Here is an 18,597-nt window from a genome sequence, read left to right as displayed (position 1 = left end):
AGTAGTTATGAAAAGTACAGAGCTTAATTTAATACCTATTTTTGTCGCGATTTATGAAGAAAAAAATCTTTCTAAAGCCGCGGCAAGAATGAACATCAGCCAACCAGCAGTAAGTAAAGCCTTAAAAAGGCTACGTGAAATTTACGATGATCCTTTATTTCATCGTAATACATCAGGAGTAGAGCCAACCGTATTCTCTTCTGACATTTATCCTGCGATGTCTGCCGCCCTTAAAAACTTCACATCAACACTATCAGCATCGAGAGAATTTGATCCAAAAACTTCAAATCGTATTTTCTCGATCGCTGTTGTGTCTACGGTTAGTTATTCGCTTATTCCTAAATTAGTAAAGCAAATTCGAGCTTGCGCTCCTAATGTTTCGCTAGAAGTGCACCCTCAATTTACTGAAGACTTGGAAGCCGATCTACGATTACAACGTTATGATCTAGTCATTGATATGGCGATAAGAGGGCGAACGCTATTAAAATCAGAAGTTATCTATACTGAAAAATTAAAAGTAGTTTGTAGTCAAAATCATCCTCGAATCGGTGATGAAATATCACTAGAAGAATTCTTAAGTGAAGAACATGTTGCGGCATCGCGCTGGCATAGCCGAAGCAGTTTATTGAATGGAGATGATATAGTAGAGCTTGAGGCTCGAAATATAGTAATAAGAGCAGCTGGCGCATTCGAAATGATGCCAATTATTAGTTCAACAGAAATGATAGGGATGCTTCCACAATCGGCAATTTCTGATTTAGGTGCGTATTACAATTTAAAGTCGTTAGATTTACCTTTTGATCGTCAACAACATGATTTGTGTATTATCTGGCATCCAAGCAGAACGGCTGAAAGTGGACACCGTTGGTTAAGGCAACAAATTCAAAAAGTAGCGAATAAAGTAGCCATCCCATAATCTATTTATTTTTTTATAAGTACATAGATTATAAAAAGCAGTGTTGATTTCTCAGCACTGCTTTTTTTGTTCTTCGTTTAATCTTGCGTTACTTCAGTTAATACCTCACCAGTTGTACCACTTGGTTGCGTAATACCTAAAATATTCGATAAGGTTGGGGCTATGTCGTAAGGGGTAATTTCACGGCTGATTTTCTCATCATCAATATTATATCCAGCAAAGATAACCGGAACATGAGTATCATAACGCCAAGGTGAACCATGAGTGGATGCAATGGTTAATCCATCCATATCATTAATGTAGTTTCTAGGGTTATAAACCACATAAACATCACCTGATCGCATTGGATGATAGTTGTTTTTCACTAATTGCATGGTGTGAGTATTTGGTACTTGGTTCTTCTCAATATCTGAGCTTGTTACCGCGTAAGCAATACCTTTCACTTTTAATAATTCTTCAGCGACTGCCTTTTGTACTTTATCTAACGCTATGCCTTTCTTCTTGATTACCTCATGATTTAAATATACATAAGGTTGAGCATATAAACGAATCGCGTCTTCACCTAAGCCAAATTCTGTTTTTAAACGAGAGGTCAACGTTGGTGAGATTAAACTTTTCTGATTGAAGTAAGCGGCTTGATTTGCACCTAACGCATTAACCGTAGCTGGGGCTTCTGGTACACCGTGATCGGCAGAAAGAACAATCAGTGTATTCTTTAATCCGACTTGCTTATCGACTTTTTTAAGTAGGTTTGCAATGGTTTTATCTAATCGAATTAAGTTGTCTTCAGTTTCTAGGCTTGATGGGCCATACATATGAACCACATAGTCATTTGATGAGAAACTAACTGCAAGATAATCGGTAAACTTTCCTTTGCCTAAGTTTTCTTCTTTAAGCAGTGTTTCAGCAAAGTCTCCTGTGATCTCATCACCTGCTGGGCTAAGTGTTAGCATTGTGCTGTAGTATTTATAGCTTGCAGGGCCATAAGGGTGAGGGAAGGTACGTTTAAATCCTGCAAGGTCAACTTTGTAATCTGGATTGCCTTCTTTTAAAGTATATTGGTCTTTAGGTAGCGATAATGCCCATTTTTTTCCTGAGTATTGATTAGGGACTTTTTGCTCGTTCCACGCGGTTACCCATGCTGGATACTCATTATAATAGTAATTACTGGTCACAAATTCTGATTGTGCTTTAGAGAACCAAAACGCTTTTCCTGAATGGCCACCTAACGAAATAGCGCCACGGTCTTTCACGGATACTGAAAATATTTTTGATTCACCATTGCTTGCTATCGCTAGTTCGTCGCTAAAGGTGGTGGATAAAATAGGTTCTGGAGAGCGGCCATCTTGAGTTGCGACTTTTTGAGTTGGGTCGATCTCGGTTGATTTATTTACACCAGCACCCGAGGTAAGCATACTGTAATTGCCATCTTCAACGTTATAGACCAAGCGCTCTTCATTTCTGTCATACCACACATTACCAACCATGCCATGTACACTTGGCGGAGCTCCTGTAGCAAGTGAGACATGTCCAACAATCGTTTCGGTATTCCCGTGCTGATAATGAGCATTGGTATAGTAAGCACCATCCTCCATTAAATAGCGAAAGCCATTTTCGCCAAAGTTCGTTTGGTAACGCTCTAACAAATCACCACGAAGGCCATCAACAGTGATCTGTAAAACTAATTTTGGGTTATGATCATTCGCCAGGGTGGTCCCTGGGATCATGATTACCCCTGCGAGTGCGAGACAATGTAATACGTTGTTCTTCATGTTTTTATTCCTTGCCAAAAGAGTAATAGTTATGAGTAATCTTAATTATTGATTACTTTGTATCTCTTACTAAACGCAAACCCATATCTGCCATGATGATGGATTGGCTAGCGAAATCTCGACGATAGTTTTCTGATTCATTTGCCTTATAAGAAAAACTGCTACCTCGAACTGATTTATGCGCTAAGCCACTTGCTTCGTCACGTGCATTGTTTGGATTATCAGTTGGTGAAAATCGATAAAAAGTATCGTCATACGCATCACTAACAAACTCGCCAACATTGCCTGTCATATCATATAAGCCTAGTTCATTGGGTTGCTTCATTCCAACGGCATGAGCTCGATTATTGGCGTTATCGGCAAACCATGCGACATCATCAATGTTGTTCGATCCACTATAAGTGTAATTTTGGCTTAGTTTTCCTCCACGAGCGGCATATTCCCATTCTGCTTCTGTTGGAAGGCGGTACGTTTCACCTGTCAGTTCATTGAGTTTTTCAATAAAGTAATTGGCTTGCTGCCAACTTAGGTTATTTACAGGGATATCAGGGGATTGGAAATAACTGAGAGAGGAACCCATTACTGATTCAAATAACGACTGAGTGACTTCAAATTTTGAAATATAAAAATCATCTACTGAAACAAGGTGAGCGGGCTTTTCTGCTTTCTTTGCATATGGAGAATCTGAACCCATAAGATATTCACCGCCCTCTACATGGACCATGGTCTCTTCTATTTTTTGAGTTACAGGGTGTGGTGGTGCGGTTGCACATCCAGCTAGCACTGAACTAAGAAATAAGGCGGTAAATAATGTTTTAAAATTGGTTAAAAAAGAGATTCTAAACATGACATTCTCAACAGTAATGATTGAGTAATTATCATACAGTGAAAGCACTTTCCAAAATGGAATAACGTGTATAACTAATACCGATGTTCTTTTTGTTTATTATGGAGATAGAACTTGCTTAACAGCTGGCTATAAAGGGTGGCTAATAGGCTTGTTAGGTAAGTTCTTTTTTCAAATCAAAGACTCATTATCAATAGGAATCAATATGATCATTACTCAAGGTCCTCAATTTCAGGGTAAGGCTTCAAAGCGATTACATGTTATGGCAAAACCAATTGGTGCTGTGTGTAATATTGATTGCACATATTGCTATTATTTGAGTAAAGAGGACTTACTTGAATATAAAAAAGACTGTTCTCCACAAATGGATGATGAGACGTTAGAAACGTATATTCGTCAATACATTGAAGGTCAAAACACCCCTGAAATCATCTTCTCTTGGCAAGGTGGAGAGCCAACATTACTAGGTTTAGATTACTTTAAGAAAATTGTAGAGTTTCAAAAAAAATATCAACCAGCAGGGATTTTAATTTCTAACGATTTACAAACTAACGGTACGTTATTAACGGATAAATGGTGTGAGTTTCTTGCTGGAAATAACTTTTTAGTTGGTTTAAGTATTGATGGCCCTGAGTTATTACATAATGCCTATCGAACTAACAAAGCTGGTCGAGGGACATTTAACCAAGTAATGAAGGCGGTTGATCTACTTCATAAACATCAGGTGAAATTTGCTACCTTAACGTGTATTAATAACTTAACGAGTCGAAATCCATTAGAAGTCTATCGATTCTTACGAGATGTGGTGAAATCGCCTCAAATGCAGTTTATCCCGATTGTAGAACAAAAAAGTTTTAGAACAGTAGCACCGCAAACAGAGCAAGTGACGGCGCAATTACGTCAAGGTGATAAGCGCCTTATTCCGGGAAACAAAGAATCAATAATGGAGCCTTGGTGTGTTTCAGATGAAGCCTGGGGTAACTTCTTAATCGCCGTTTTTGATGAATGGGCACAAAATGATCTAGGTAAAGTATTCGTCCAATATTTTGAAGCCAGTGTCGAAACTTGGATGGGACGTAAGAACCCATTGTGTACCTTGGGTGAAATTTGCGGAACAAGGCCTAGCGATGGAACACAATGGCGATGTGTTTGCTTGTGACCATTATGTCTATCCTGAATATAAGATTGGGAACATTCACCATCAAAAATTAGATGAATTGGCATATAGCAAAAAACAACAAGAGTTTGGTTTTGCTAAAGCGAAAACATTAACCACCCAATGCCAACAATGTGACTATAAATTTGCCTGTCATGGCGAGTGTCCTAAAAACCGCTTCATTAAAACACGTGATGGCGAGCCGGGGTTAAATTACCTGTGCGCTGGGTGGAAGAAGTTTTTTGCCCATGCGGATAAATCAATTGCGTATATTTTAAGAATGCTAGGTAATCCAGTTCAACATGGAAAATTTAGTGATGCGGCTCGACAGCAAGCGCAATCTTCTGCGTTTCCAACTAAGTTTTAATGGGGGAGAGAATGAAACCATTACTGAAAAAATGCGCGGCACTAGGGCTTGCTAGTATATTTGCCATTGCTACGCCAGTATATGCGACGGATTCATTGCAGAGCATGACACCAGAGCAACAATTGGCTTATACGGCACAAAATAAAAATGAGAGTACAGAGAAGCGCGCAGAGGCGTTACGTCAATTAGCTCGTTACCCTAATCAAAACAGTTTAGTTGCCGTAGCAAGAGGATTAAAAGATCCAGAACCCATGATCCGCGAAGCGGCAGTGGTAGGCTCTGATTTATACCAATTTAAACACCGCTGGCAGATAGTATCGCCTTTATTAACTGATTCCGAGTTGAACGTTCGTATGGCAGCGACCGCAAATCTGCTTCGCGAGTACAGCCTGATGTCTGCAGCTCAGCAAGCTCAAATTGAAGCGCCATATCAGGAAGTAACGGCATATTTATCAAAGCAACAGGACTCTGGTTCTCAATTACTATTAGCCGATGTGTATCGTTGGCATGGTGAGTGGAGTAATGCCGATGCAATTTATCAAGAGCTTGTGAAAATAGACCCTGATAACTCGCAAATATGGTTAAACTTATCGGATAACTACCGAGCGCAGAACCAAGATGAACAGGCTCTATTAATATTAGATAAAGCGATTGTTCAATTACCAAAAGAGGCGAGTCTATATTACTCAAAAGCGTTAACTCAGGTACGTTTAAGTCATAAAACACAAGCAGCACAATCAATACAGGCTGCTGCTGATTTAGCAGAAAATAATAGTTATTACTGGTATTTAAATGGCGTTCTGCATGAAGATATTGACTTAAAAATAGCGACTGAATCGTTTGAGCAGGCGTATCTTATTTCAGGATCTCCTGAGCAACTTTATGCGGTATGTGACATTTACGTACGTTATGGAAATGTCAAAGCGGAGGCATGTTTAGAAGAGCTTGCCAAAGTTGCCCCTGACTATGTGATTGCTCAACTGAAAGAGAAACAAAAATGATTAATACCAATTCTAGTAATTATCTAATTATTATTGGTTGAATCACTTAATAATTGCGTGAAGAATTTTAATCGCATAAAAAAGCCCAAGGCATTTAGTACCTCGGGCTTTGTTGTTTATGATTATCTGAATTAATGCATTATTTGTAATTCATCAACTTCCATATCAATTTGAGATGGGTTTTTCTGTAGCCAACGTAGACGAAGGCTAAGTAAAATGGCTGCGGTAGTTAAACCACCAATGAAACCAATCCAGAAGCCATATACACCCATAGGTTCAATAATCCAATCTGTCATACCAAGGATATAACCTGCTGGTAGCCCTACAATCCAATAAGAGACAAACGTACATTTAAAGATGGCTGTCATGTCTTTATAACCACGTAAAGCGCCAGCAGCCACAACTTGAACTGCATCAGTACATTGGTAAATTACCGCTAAAAGCATCAGGCTTACAGCTAGCTCAACCACTTCTTTATTGTCAGAGTATAAATACGCAATATTTTCACGGAATATGAAGGTCAATACTGCGGTGCAACATGCCATCATCAAACCAAAAGCCAGACCACAGAAGCTTGCAATCTTTGCGCCCTCTAGATCGTTTTCACCCAGTTTATGACCAACGCGAATACTAACGGCAATCGCGATACTCATCGGTACCATAAAGATCAACGATGAGAAGTTAATCGCGACTTGGTGAGCGGCGACAACGATTGAACCCAATGGCGATACTAATAGTGCAACCGCTGCAAATAACGTCACTTCAAAGAAGATAGATAAAGCAACAGGTAAACCTAATTTGAATAAACGGTAAATCTCTTTCGCTTGTGGCTTATTCCAGTTTTCATACAAGTTTACACGACGTAGTTTCGGCGCGATAAACGTATAAATAACCATGGTCACAAACATCAGCCAATAAACGATAGCCGTTGCTACACCACAGCCAACACCACCAAGAGCTGGTGCGCCCATTTCGCCATAGACAAACATCCAGTTCAAAGGAATATTAGCGGCAAGACCGATAAAACCGATGATCATTGCTGGCGTGGTTAAAGATAAACCTTCGCAGAAGCTACGTAGCGCTTGGAATAATAAAAACGCAGGAGCAGCCCATAACACCGCATGTAAATACCCTTGAGTCTTTTCAAATAACTCAGGTTCCACATCCATAGCCGCAATAATAAAGCCAGCGTTATAGAGGATAAGCATAATCGGTACAGAAACGATTAACGCTAAGTAAATACCTTGATGGATTTCAAATGGAACTTTTTTAGATTTTCCTGAACCGTTCAATTGAGCAACAACAGGCACAAGCGCCATTAGCAAGCCAACACCAAATAATACAGATGGAAGCCAAACACTTGCTGCAATTGCTACTGCTGCCATGTCGGTAGCACTGACTCCACCAGCCATAACGGTATCAACAAAGCCCATGCCGGTTTGTGCCACACTTGCAATTAATACAGGTGTAGAGAGTTTAATTAATCGAACGATTTCTTTTTGGTATCTGTGCACTGCGTCACCATATCTATAAATATGTAAATTAAGGACTATCACTGTCGGTTCTTTATCACGATTATCGTAATCAAAGGAAAAAGGTCTGATTGAGTGCTTTAAACAGAGGAAACTGTTAAAGGTAAGCAGAATCGGACAGTATATAGATTAAGCTACACTTCACAAAATGAAATATTCAACGTATCGTGGATATTTTTTAAAATGGATAGAGTAAGATAAAACTCTTGAATTAATTCGGCTGTATAGATTGGAGAAACTGATGTTTACTGGGATCGTTGCGACAACTGCAAAAGTAATTGAAATTACAAAGAAAGAGAATTTTCAGACTCATGTAATAGAAATACTTGCACCATATCATCAAGGATTAGAAATAGGTGCGTCTGTTGCTCATAATGGGTGCTGTTTAACCGTAACCAAAATCGATGGACATCTTATTTCTTTTGATTTAATTGAAGAAACCCTACGTTTAACCAATCTTGGTTTATTAGAAGTAGGGCAATTCATTAATATTGAACGTGCAGCCCGTTTTGGTGATGAGATTGGTGGTCATTCAATGTCTGGTCATATTGTCGATGTTATGACAGTACGAGAGATTAATAAAACGACAGAAAACTGTCAGATCTGGATTGATGTTGCGCCGCAGTGGACAAAGTATATTTTACATAAAGGCTATATTGGCGTTGATGGTATTAGTTTAACCATTGGTGATGTTGATGAAAAAGGCTTTAACGTTAATTTGATCCCTGAAACTCTGGAAAGAACTAATTTAAGTGGTCGTGATATTGGCGATAAAATTAATTTAGAAATTGATCCGCAAACACAAGCAATCGTAGATACCGTAGAGCGAGTGTTAGCGAATCAAAATAAAGAACAAATAGAGTAAACTAGAAAAGTCCGTCTTCACTACTATCAATCGAAAAGTTAACTGATTGAGTCTGTGGGTTTACCACCATTTTCATTTCAATAGCACGATGACATGATGGACAATCATCATAAATCTGCTGACTAGGTTGATTTTGGGCTACAACCATATTAATTGAATGGTGACAGTTAGGGCATTGCATATTTTGCTTTATGTAATTATTCACAACAAACTCCTTATTATTGTTCTGCAATTACTGAGTCAATAACATAACTCTGACTCTTTTGTTTATTCATAGTAGAAAAAAGAGTTGGTTTTTGTAGTGAATTAAGTGAAAACATTGATAGTTTCGAGGTTTTTTTGTTTATTTGATAAAAAATGAGATGGTAAGTTCCATCCCATTATCTTATTGATACTTTACTCTTGATTTAATTTTAATTGTTCTATTAACTGCTGTGCATGAAACATGTATTCACCACCAAACATGGTGCAATGATTAAGTACATGATAAAGGCTATATAAATGCTGACGTATTTCAAACCCTTCAGAAATAGGGATTATAGATTGATAACCTTCAAAAAAGCTGTCTTGAAAACCACCGAATAACTTAGCCATTGCAAGATCACACTCCGGATCACCCCAGTAAGACGCGGGATCGTAACTAATAGGGCCTTGTACACTAAGAGCAATATTACCGTGCCAAAAGTCCCCATGAAGCAAAGCTGGTTTAGGTTGATGGTTATGTAGAATACGTTTCGTATTTTTTACAAGGGTATCTATATCACCAAGTGCAATGCCTTTTTCATGCAGTAACTGCAATTGCCAACCAATGCGTTGCTCTGCAAAAAAACAGGCCCATTTTCGATGCCATGTGTTGACCTGTAAAATATTTCCAAGATAGTTGTCACAATCAAAACCGTATTCGAGTTGGTCTCCCCATAAATGGTGATTAGCAAGGTTTATCCCTAACTCAAAAGAACTTTTTTTATCCATAGGTTTAGTCGGTAAATAGTTAAGCACAAGGAATGCATGTTCTTTGGTTATACCAACATGGAGAGGGAGAGGGACAAAAATATGATCAGACCTTTCAAGTTGTTTTAAACTTTCAACTTCAGTTTCAAAGATAGGGAGTTCAGCACGTTCATTCACTTTGATAAAATAACGTTGAGAACCGTCACTAATCATATAGCAATCATTTACTTCGCCACCATTCACAGTTTCACGTTCAGCTATGATAAAGGGGCGACCGGTTACGTCAGAGATTTGTTGAGCGATAGCTTGCCACATAATTGCCTCTCTAAGTTCTGAAATATGTCAGTACTAAGAATAGTGCATTTTAGATAAATAACTGTGAACTAAGACTAAAATTTATCTTGTTTTCGCTAGTCTAATTCATGTTAGTGATCTATAACATTAGTGAGGCATCAGGTTAACGTTATGTAATATATTTTATAAATGTCAATAATAAAAGGAAAGAATTTGAGACTTTTTCTCTATTTTGATAAATTGAGCGCTAGAGTTTAAAATAACTTATTATACGATACATACTTGAAATGAACGACTAAAGATGGATAAATTATGATTGTCAATACTGATGGATATCATGCGCTTATTGAGTACCTTACTGAGCACTTAGCATTATTTGCTAATCAGCAGGGAGATACAGGTGAAGAAACGGTTGAAGACATTGTTACCGACCTAGTAGCTTCGAATTTAATGATCGTTTTTCAACAAAACCCAGAACTAGACCCTGATATTCGTTTTACCTTATTACGTGAAGCTGATGCAGTCGTGGATGATCTTGGTGAAGTTCTTGCAAGTGCTTGGGTTCAAAAAGCAACGAATGAGCAAGTTATGTTTTTAGATGACTATATTGGTTTAATTAAAAATTTATTTGATAGCGCTTTTTAACAAAAAATCATCTATATCTAAAATATGCACATTTTCAAGCTGATATCTGATCAATTACTTATTTAGGATAGGTAGTTGATCAGATTTTTTATGTACCAATTATAGAACACGCCTTATTTGCCAGTAGGTATTTTTCCAGTACGGGTTATCTAAACTAGAAATAATAACGCCCTTAGATGTAGATGCATGCATAAATTGTCTGCTCCCTACATATATACCAACATGTCTTACCTTTGTACTGGTTTTAAAGAAAATCAAATCTCCTTTTTTAGCGTTATCTAAGTTGATTCTCACCCCTAATGAAAGTTGATGTTCCGTTGTTCTAGGCAATGATTGCTGATGTAAAGTACGGAATGCATCTTGTGTAAAAGCAGAACAATCTACTCCCTTTTTATTTGTACCACCGTATCGATAAGGGACACCTTTCCATTCTTGAAAGTAGTCATGGTATCCATCTGATTGAGGTAAATTGAGCTCTCTTATTTTAATCGTTTGTGATGAAGATACAGCTTGTTGTGTTGTAGCCTGCTTTATTGGGGGAGTAGTTGATGAGCACCCAATTAATGTCAGAATCAAACTGCTAAAGATGATTTTTTGAATCATGATAAATCCTAAATAAAAGAGTATATGTTTTATTTGACCTAACTTAACAGAGAAAATCAATACTCGTTCGTAAATCAAGGTAAACTATATGTTTCATATGATGCTAACTATGAGTCTATGTTAACCTTAAGTTCTGCATTATGTTTTGATAATGGTTGTTTTAACTACAAATGAAATACTTTGTGACATTTCTTGCTTTTAATGATTTTTACAATCGTGTAACCTTTGCGTGAATTTTGGAAGTACTTACTTTTAACTAAAATACACATTATTTAACCATTTAATCCAGAATGGAGTGTTTTAATTATAAAGGAAGACAAAAACAAGGAGTTACAGATGAGTTCGTCTGCATCGCAACAACAAAACCAACAACAGCCAAAAAGGCCGTTGTTTACACGTTTTCTTGATTCGGTAGAATATTTAGGAAACCTATTACCACACCCAATTACCCTTTTTGCAATCTTTTGTGTGGCAATTTTAGTTTCATCAGGCATTGCTGGTTACTTTGACGTATCAGTAATAGATCCACGTCCAGAAGGGGCGAAAGGTCGAGCAGCTGATGGCATGATCCACGTAGTTAGCTTATTTAATGCTGAAGGCTTACAACTTATCGTTACTAACTTAGTGAAAAACTTTGTTGGTTTCGCACCGCTAGGTACAGTTCTTGTTGCAATGCTTGGTGTTGCAATCGCAGAGCACTCAGGCATGTTATCTGCTGCTATGCGTGGCATGGTTATGGGCGCATCTAAGCGTATGGTTACAGTAACGGTTGTATTTGCAGGTATTATTTCTAATACGGCATCTGAGCTTGGTTACGTAGTACTTATCCCGTTAGCTGCAATGCTTTTCCATTCACTAGGTCGTCACCCGTTAGCAGGTCTTGCTGCTGCGTTCGCTGGTGTGTCAGGTGGTTACTCTGCAAACCTTCTAATTGGTACGGTTGATCCACTGCTTTCTGGTATTACAGAGACAGCAGCACAAATGATTGACCCTACTTATACAGTCGGCCCTGAAGCAAACTGGTATTTCATGTTTGTTTCTACGTTCTTCATTGCAATTACCGGTGCATTTGTAACCGAGAAAATTGTTGAACCGAAACTTGGTAAATACAATGATGATGAAGCATCAGAAGATCTATCAAACGATAAGATGGGTAAGCTGACAGCAGTTGAGAAGAAAGGTCTTAAATTTGCAGGTCTTGCTGTTCTTGCTGTAAGTGCATTACTTGCATGGACGATTGTTCCTGAAGATGGTGTATTACGTTCAGCAACAGGTACTATCTCAGGTTCACCATTCCTTAAAAGTATTGTTGCTTTCATCTTTGTATTCTTCGCGGTTCCTGGTTTTGTTTACGGTAAAATTGTAGGCACAATGAAGAATGATCGTGATGTAATTAATGCAATGGCAACATCTATGTCTTCAATGGGCATGTATATTGTTCTTGTATTCTTCGCTGCACAGTTCGTTGCTTTCTTTAAGTGGACTAACTTTGGTCAAGTAATTGCGGTTGGTGGTGCGAGCTTCCTACAAGATATCGGTCTTACTGGTCCTATGTTGTTCTTCGCATTCATCTTAATGTGTGGTTTCATTAACTTGATGATTGGTTCGGCTTCTGCTCAGTGGGCAGTAACAGCACCTATCTTTGTACCAATGTTAATGCTAGTAGGCTACGCACCAGAGACAATTCAAGCGGCTTACCGTATTGGTGATTCGACAACGAATATCATCACACCAATGATGAGCTACTTCGGTCTTATTCTTGCTGTAGCAACACGTTACATGAAGAATCTAGGTATCGGTACACTGATAGCAACAATGCTTCCATACTCAATGTGTTTCATGTTTGGTTGGAGTATTCTGTTCTACCTATGGGTATTTGTATTCGGTTTACCAGTAGGTCCAGGAGCAGCAACGTTCTACACGCCATAGTCGGCTATAGAATAAGCGCTTAGAAAAGCATAAAATGAAAGACATAAAAAAGGCGATCTTCGGATCGCCTTTTTATTTGCATAATAAAACTGAGAAAGGATAATGACGATATTCAAAATAGGAAGGTGTGGCTGTAATGCGTCTTGATAAGTTCGTTTGTAAAAGTACAGAGTTAACCAAAGATCAGGTATTAGAGCGTATTCATATGGGAAGGGTTGTTGTTAATAGTGACGTTGTCACTATTGAATCAACACAAGTTCATGAGAATAATATAGTTACTCTGGATAAACAAAAGTTGGTAGCACGACCTTTCCGCTACCTTATGATGAATAAACCAGCGAATACTATTTGTTCAAATATCGATGAAGTATATCCCTCTTTATTTAATTATATAAAAGAGGGTAATAATACTGAATTACATGTTGCTGGACGTTTAGATGCCGACACAACAGGACTTGTACTCATAACTGATGATGGTCGTTGGTCTTACAATATAATTACCCCTAGTAAGAAGTGCGATAAAACATATAGAGTAGGTTTGCGAAAACCAATAGCAGAAGAGGCGATTGTCACCTTTTCTGAAGGTATTAAGCTTCAAGGTGAAACACAACTGACACGACCTGCGACCTTAAAAATAATTACACCTCAAGAAGTATTACTTACTATTACCGAAGGCAAGTTTCATCAAGTAAAGCGCATGTTTTCTGCTGTTGGCAATAAAGTTACTTTTCTACATAGAGAGAAGATCGGGAAGATCAGTTTGGATCTTTGTGAGGGGGAGTGGCGATATCTAACTTTAGATGAAGTTAACTCTTTTGATAAAAATAATACCAATTCCAATAATAAATAATCATCTAATTAAAAGAATTGGTATAAACATAAGCTTTATGGACAAGATCATTCGTTGAATGAAAGAGATGTTATTTTTTCCTAAAAGGCTGAGTGAGCATTTTATCTAATCGTTGCTCGTTTTTTTTTCGGAACAAGGCAATTCCAATTTTCATTTCTGGATGACCATCTCTAGGTTTTACTAGGTAAGTCTTTCCAATTCGATCCCAAACAGATAAAAAGAAACCATAATTATTATTCATTTCAGTAACATGGATAGAGTGATGAACACGATGTACATCTGGAGTTATAACTAGAGCACGTAAATACCGATCTAACCACTTAGGAATATAAAGGTTGCTGTGATTAAACATCGCACTGACATTTAAAATGATCTCAAAAAGAATAACGGCTTCAACAGGGACCCCTAATACTCCAATGGCTGCAATCTTTATTAACATAGATAAGATCATTTCAATAGGATGAAAGCGAGTACCTGTTGTTACATCAATATCTTGATCGGAATGGTGCATTCGATGCAGTTTCCAAAGTAAAGGAACTTGGTGGAAAAGACGATGTTGGAAATAGATAATCCAGTCTAACAATAAGACTGAAAGGAGAATAGTCAAAAAATAAGGAGTATTAAGATAATTAAATAATCCAATACTTTCTTGTTGTGTAATTAAGGCCGCATCAATGGCAAGCAGTGGCAGAGTAAGGCGTAAAATTACACTATTAAAGACAATTAAAGCCAGGTTATTTAACCATCGAAGAGATTTTTTTTGACTCAGTTTTTTTCGTGGCCAGGTGTATTCAGCTAAAGCAAAAATGATAAATGCAACGATAAAACAGCCTAAACGAAGGGAGTCATTGTATTCAATCCAGTTAATTTCCATTAGGAATTCTCTTATAGAACTTGTTATTACTTACACTGTAAGTAAAATGCGCTTCTTTTTCCATATAAATAGCTTGGTTATTACAAATGCGTATTCACAAAGTTCACCAATTACACAAAGAGAGATTAGCTCGTTCTACAAAACCCTTCAATGCGCGTGGGGCTAATGTAAACCGCTGTGAATTTTGCCAAGTCCATAAAGATTACTGTATTTGTGAGCATCAACCTGCAGTTAAGTCTAGTGCTGCTTTTTTGTTGATTATGTTTGATACAGAAGTTTTAAAACCAAGTAATACTGGAAAACTAATCGCAGATTTAATCCCTGACACACATGCTTATTTGTGGTCTCGTACAGAGCCAAATCCAGATATGCTAGCTCTATTGCAGAATGAATCGTATCAGCCTTTTGTTATTTTCCCTGAAGAGCAAATTGAAAATAAATCTCTTGTAACAAATGAGATCGCTATGGAAGCAGGAAAGACACCTTTGTTTATTCTCCTTGATGGTAGTTGGAGGGAAGCGGGGCGCATGTATCGTAAAAGTACTTATCTTCATCAATTACCAGTATTGTCGTTTAACAGTGATCATCTTTCTAGTTATATCATGCGAAAAGCTTCTAAAGATCATCAGCTAGCTACAGCTGAAGTGGCAAGTTTGGTGCTTGATTTATTTGGTGAAAGAGAAAATGCGAAGCACCTTGAGTGCTGGTTTGAACTGTTTAGAGAGCATTATTTATACAGCAAACGCCCAGTAAAAGGGGCAGAGCGTGGAATGGGTTTAAAACGCTTGATGGAATTTCGTACAGAACTGAAAGTTAATAACCAAATCTAATGGAGTTTTGAGGTTCATTTCACACAAAAAACCAGTGAATATCGATTGGGTCACAGTCTGTATTTATAAAAATTAGGTAAGATAACACCATAAAAAATTTAGAATAGATTAGGATAAGGATACCTTATGTACTACGGTTTTGATGTGGGTGGCACAAAGATTGAATTTGGTGCGTTTAATGAAAACCTTGAGCGTATTGCTACTGAGCGAATTCCGAACACAAACGGAAGATTACGCATTATTGGTTGATGATATTGCAGGCTTAATTGCAAAGTATGACGCTGAGTTTGGTGTTGAAGGCAAAGTTGGTTTAGGTATTCCAGGAATGGAGGATGCCGAAACAGGGGCACTATTAACAAGTAATGTTCCTGCTGCTAAAGGTCAGTTTTTACGTAAAGACTTAGAAGCAAAAATTGGTCGTTCAGTAAAAATTGATAATGATGCGAACTGTTTTGCATTATCAGAAGCGTGGGATGAAGAATTAAAAGATTCACCTTCAGTTATGGGCCTAATCTTAGGTACAGGCTTTGGTGGTGGTTTAATTTTTGATGGTAAAGCTTTTTCTGGTTATAGCCATGTTGCCGGTGAATTAGGTCATTCACGTTTACCAATCGATGCTTGGTTCCATTTGGGTGAAAATGCACCTTTACTAGGTTGTGGGTGTGGAAATAAAGGCTGTTTAGATAGCTACCTTTCAGGTCGTGGTTTTGAGCTACTTTATGCTCATTATTACGGTGAAGAGAAAAAAGCGATTGATATCATAAAAGCGAATGAAGCAGGCGAGGCGAATGCGGTTGAGCATGTAGAACGCTTTATGGAGCTATTAGCTATCTGTTTTGCTAACCTGTTTACTTGTTTTGACCCGCATGTGGTTGCACTTGGCGGTGGCTTATCTAACTTTGAATTGATTTATGAAGAACTGCCAAAGCGTCTTCCAAAACATTTATTATCAGTAGCTCGCGTTCCTCGTATCATTAAAGCAAAACACGGTGACTCTGGCGGTGTTCGTGGCGCGGCATTCTTAAATATTAAAGAATAAACCGACACGCTACACGATAGAATAGAAAATGCAGATACAAAAAGAGCCTCATGTTGTTTGTTATTACTAACAGATAAACAGAGGCTCTTTTTTGATAGTGGCAATCAATTTAATAATTCGAAAAATAATTGCCCGTGTTTGATCCCCGTAAATTTAATTTCCATGCCTGAAACGTTTCTGCCAGTAAAATTATCAGGTGTCATATCTAAAAATAGGTTTGAGATATTTGCTTCAAGTTCACATGCTGAGAAGTCAAAGTAAAGCCCTTTAGATATACAACGTAATTGAACGGGCTTAGCTCCATAGGCTGCATCATCAATACGATATATCGTGCCAATTTCAGGTGTATTCTTTAAACCACCAAGAGTAGCTAGAGGTAAGGTTTCAGAAGCTAATGTAGTATGGGATAGTAATAAAGTAATGAGGAAAAACTTAACTTTCATATCATTTTACTCTTAATATTAAAATTTATTAAATAGTAACGATTTGAAAAATGAAGGGGGGATTTATCGTATGACTCTAGAAGTAAATCACAAATAATAATAATCAGTAATCTATTATTAGATTACTGATTATTTTGTTGATATTAAGCACAGCATTTTTTGTATTTTTTACCGCTACCACAAGAGCATACATCGTTGCGGTTAGGTGTTTTCTCAAAGCGAGTTGTTTTAGGCTTGTTTAATACGCCTTCAAGCTCAAGAATATTTTCTTCTTTCTCAGCATTCACTTCGATGTTTGCGAATAAGTTGTGCTCAGTAAGCTGCGCTTCAATTTCAACTTTACGTTCTTCTGTTTGAACAACTAAAGTTAGTGGTGCTTCTTCAGTACCTAACTTAACGTCACGCTTAGTATTAAAACCAGATTTAACGTGATTTTGACGAGTTTCGATACGACCTTTGAAGAACATTTTAGACATCTTGGAGCCTTATAATTTTTGAACACAGTATTTTAAGCACTTTATACCATCAAAGTGCCTATCAATAAACTAGAATAAGGTTCAAAATATAATTAAAACATAGGCAAGTGTCAGTATTCATACTTTCCTTGCTGTTCGAGGATTAATCGGCGATCCTTTTCTAATTGTAGACGCAACTCTTCTTCACTTGGTAACTCAGTTATATATTTAGAAGCAAAAAGGTGCTCACTTTCATTGAGCACTGAATATTTTGCGACCGTTTTATTGTTTTCAGTACAAAGTATTAAGCCAATAGTAGGGTTGTCATCATTGCGTCGTTTTTTCTCTTCATACATACGGACATACATATCCATTTGACCTACATCTTGATGAGTTAATTTATGCATTTTAAGATCAATGAGCAAAAAGCATTTTAGATGAAAATTATAGAAGACGAGATCAATGTAATAATCTCCATCTTCTGTCGTGATGCGTTGTTGACGTTCAACAAAAGCAAACCCTTTCCCTAATTCAAGTAGAAATTTTTTGAGGTTATCAATGAGCCCTTGCTCTAGTTCATTTTCTTGAAGAGAGTTGGTCGGTAAACCTAGAAAATCAAAAATGTAAGGATCTCGCAGGTAGTTTTTTGCTGATACAGAAAGAGCATCAGTATTTTGTTTTGCTTCATCTAAAACAGGCTTAATCGCTTTATTATCAGCTTGGCTAGCCAGTAAACGTTCATAATAAAGAGTACCGACTTGACGTTCTAAGGCTCGAGCAGACCAAGATTGCTCAATAGATTCTTGCATATACCATTGACGAGTCTTATTGTTTTCGATGCGAGTAAGGATACGATAATGAGTCCAACTCAATTCGAGACGCAATGAGTCTCGAATTGGAAAATATAAAAATAGAGATCTCATTTTTCTAAGGTTCGTAACATCAAATCCTTTTCCAAATTCTTTAGTTAAAGAAAGTGATAATGCTTTTAGAGTTCCTTTACCATATTCAGCTCGGCTTAGCCCTTGCTGTTCATTCTCAACGATCAAGTGTCCTATTTGCCAATATGTTTGAACCATCGTTGAATTAACAATTTGAGCAACGTGTTTATGGCTATGGTTTAATACATCTCGAATACTGTCTAGCAATACGTCTGATTGTGGTATTAATGGCTTAGTCATAACGTCCTCGTAGCTTTGAGATAATAACAATTTTGGTAATTACCAGC

17 protein-coding genes and 2 pseudogenes are annotated in these 18,597 nt (G+C 37.5%); 9 read left to right on the top strand and 10 right to left on the bottom strand.

What is annotated here, in order from left to right:
* Positions 1 to 7: 7 nt before the first annotated feature.
* Positions 8 to 916, top strand: coding sequence for a LysR family transcriptional regulator (locus ACU5DF_RS12120; protein ID WP_162922550.1), 909 nt, complete (start codon positions 8 to 10; stop codon positions 914 to 916).
* A 77-nt stretch (positions 917 to 993) separates the two neighbouring features.
* Here the strand turns inward: ACU5DF_RS12120 and ACU5DF_RS12115 are convergent, their stop codons facing one another.
* Together ACU5DF_RS12115 and ACU5DF_RS12110 are read right to left on the bottom strand one after the other, a co-directional pair.
* Complete coding sequence (locus ACU5DF_RS12115) at positions 994 to 2,643, bottom strand: alkaline phosphatase family protein (RefSeq protein WP_446714231.1); 1,650 nt, start codon at positions 2,641 to 2,643, stop codon at positions 994 to 996.
* Between the two features lie 97 nt (positions 2,644 to 2,740).
* Entirely contained in the window at positions 2,741 to 3,526 is a 786-nt protein-coding gene (locus ACU5DF_RS12110; RefSeq protein WP_446714230.1) for a formylglycine-generating enzyme family protein, read from the bottom strand.
* A gap of 214 nt (positions 3,527 to 3,740) precedes the next feature.
* Between ACU5DF_RS12110 and ACU5DF_RS12105 the strand changes: the two are divergent.
* Together ACU5DF_RS12105 and ACU5DF_RS12100 are read left to right on the top strand one after the other, a co-directional pair.
* A pseudogene (locus ACU5DF_RS12105) lies at positions 3,741 to 5,058 on the top strand (anaerobic sulfatase maturase).
* 11 nt (positions 5,059 to 5,069) lie between these two features.
* On the top strand, positions 5,070 to 6,059 hold the full coding sequence (locus tag ACU5DF_RS12100; RefSeq protein ID WP_446713047.1) for a HEAT repeat domain-containing protein: 990 nt from the start codon (positions 5,070 to 5,072) through the stop codon (positions 6,057 to 6,059).
* Positions 6,060 to 6,190: 131 nt separating this feature from the next.
* Here the strand turns inward: ACU5DF_RS12100 and ACU5DF_RS12095 are convergent, their stop codons facing one another.
* Positions 6,191 to 7,573 (bottom strand): MATE family efflux transporter, encoded by a 1,383-nt coding sequence (locus ACU5DF_RS12095; RefSeq protein WP_045101954.1) that lies wholly within the window; start codon positions 7,571 to 7,573, stop codon positions 6,191 to 6,193.
* A 259-nt stretch (positions 7,574 to 7,832) separates the two neighbouring features.
* On the opposite strand from ACU5DF_RS12095, the gene ACU5DF_RS12090 reads away from it, so the two are divergent.
* Positions 7,833 to 8,456 (top strand): riboflavin synthase subunit alpha, encoded by a 624-nt coding sequence (locus tag ACU5DF_RS12090; protein WP_446713046.1) that lies wholly within the window; start codon positions 7,833 to 7,835, stop codon positions 8,454 to 8,456.
* A 1-nt stretch (position 8,457) separates the two neighbouring features.
* Here ACU5DF_RS12090 and ACU5DF_RS12085 read toward each other — a convergent pair whose 3' ends face one another.
* Both ACU5DF_RS12085 and ACU5DF_RS12080 read right to left on the bottom strand, forming a co-directional pair.
* Positions 8,458 to 8,661: a zinc ribbon domain-containing protein gene (locus ACU5DF_RS12085; protein ID WP_045101956.1), complete on the bottom strand. Its 204-nt coding sequence runs from the start codon at positions 8,659 to 8,661 to the stop codon at positions 8,458 to 8,460.
* 191 nt (positions 8,662 to 8,852) lie between these two features.
* Positions 8,853 to 9,722: a fructosamine kinase family protein gene (locus tag ACU5DF_RS12080; RefSeq protein ID WP_446713045.1), complete on the bottom strand. Its 870-nt coding sequence runs from the start codon at positions 9,720 to 9,722 to the stop codon at positions 8,853 to 8,855.
* Positions 9,723 to 10,013: 291 nt separating this feature from the next.
* Between ACU5DF_RS12080 and ACU5DF_RS12075 the strand changes: the two genes are divergently transcribed.
* On the top strand, positions 10,014 to 10,346 hold the full coding sequence (locus ACU5DF_RS12075) for a DUF3802 family protein (RefSeq protein WP_045101958.1): 333 nt from the start codon (positions 10,014 to 10,016) through the stop codon (positions 10,344 to 10,346).
* Between the two features lie 99 nt (positions 10,347 to 10,445).
* Here the strand turns inward: ACU5DF_RS12075 and ACU5DF_RS12070 are convergent, their stop codons facing one another.
* On the bottom strand, positions 10,446 to 10,949 hold the full coding sequence (locus ACU5DF_RS12070; RefSeq protein WP_446713044.1) for a C40 family peptidase: 504 nt from the start codon (positions 10,947 to 10,949) through the stop codon (positions 10,446 to 10,448).
* 336 nt (positions 10,950 to 11,285) lie between these two features.
* Here ACU5DF_RS12070 and ACU5DF_RS12065 point away from each other — a divergent pair, with 336 nt between their 5' ends.
* Positions 11,286 to 12,878, top strand: a complete 1,593-nt coding sequence (locus tag ACU5DF_RS12065) for an AbgT family transporter (RefSeq protein WP_446713043.1) — start codon at positions 11,286 to 11,288, stop codon at positions 12,876 to 12,878.
* A gap of 136 nt (positions 12,879 to 13,014) precedes the next feature.
* Positions 13,015 to 13,728: a pseudouridine synthase gene (locus ACU5DF_RS12060; RefSeq protein ID WP_446713042.1), complete on the top strand. Its 714-nt coding sequence runs from the start codon at positions 13,015 to 13,017 to the stop codon at positions 13,726 to 13,728.
* Between the two features lie 70 nt (positions 13,729 to 13,798).
* On the opposite strand, the gene ACU5DF_RS12055 is transcribed toward ACU5DF_RS12060, so the two are convergent.
* A complete protein-coding gene (locus ACU5DF_RS12055; protein ID WP_446713041.1) occupies positions 13,799 to 14,602 on the bottom strand; it encodes a sterol desaturase family protein in 804 nt (267 codons plus the stop codon).
* An 86-nt stretch (positions 14,603 to 14,688) separates the two neighbouring features.
* On the opposite strand from ACU5DF_RS12055, the gene ACU5DF_RS12050 reads away from it, so the two are divergent.
* Together ACU5DF_RS12050 and nagK are read left to right on the top strand one after the other, a co-directional pair.
* Positions 14,689 to 15,432 (top strand): tRNA-uridine aminocarboxypropyltransferase, encoded by a 744-nt coding sequence (locus ACU5DF_RS12050; protein WP_446713040.1) that lies wholly within the window; start codon positions 14,689 to 14,691, stop codon positions 15,430 to 15,432.
* Positions 15,433 to 15,558: 126 nt separating this feature from the next.
* A pseudogene (gene nagK, locus ACU5DF_RS12045) lies at positions 15,559 to 16,471 on the top strand (N-acetylglucosamine kinase).
* Positions 16,472 to 16,575: 104 nt separating this feature from the next.
* On the opposite strand, the gene ACU5DF_RS12040 reads toward nagK, so the two are convergent.
* The 3 genes from ACU5DF_RS12040 to ACU5DF_RS12030 all read right to left on the bottom strand — a co-directional run bounded on the left by ACU5DF_RS12040 (position 16,576) and on the right by ACU5DF_RS12030 (position 18,550).
* Complete coding sequence (locus tag ACU5DF_RS12040) at positions 16,576 to 16,914, bottom strand: LuxR family transcriptional regulator (RefSeq protein ID WP_446713039.1); 339 nt, start codon at positions 16,912 to 16,914, stop codon at positions 16,576 to 16,578.
* A gap of 143 nt (positions 16,915 to 17,057) precedes the next feature.
* Positions 17,058 to 17,390, bottom strand: coding sequence for a PBPRA1643 family SWIM/SEC-C metal-binding motif protein (locus tag ACU5DF_RS12035; protein WP_446713038.1), 333 nt, complete (start codon positions 17,388 to 17,390; stop codon positions 17,058 to 17,060).
* A 110-nt stretch (positions 17,391 to 17,500) separates the two neighbouring features.
* The gene (locus ACU5DF_RS12030; protein WP_446713037.1) at positions 17,501 to 18,550 is read right to left on the bottom strand and encodes a PDDEXK nuclease domain-containing protein; all 1,050 of its coding nucleotides are present in this window, start codon (positions 18,548 to 18,550) and stop codon (positions 17,501 to 17,503) included.
* Positions 18,551 to 18,597 lie beyond the last annotated feature (47 nt).

The organism is Aliivibrio wodanis (assembly GCF_052920805.1).
Note: the sequence above shows the minus strand (reverse complement) of the source record. Positions and strands in the feature narration are given on the sequence as shown.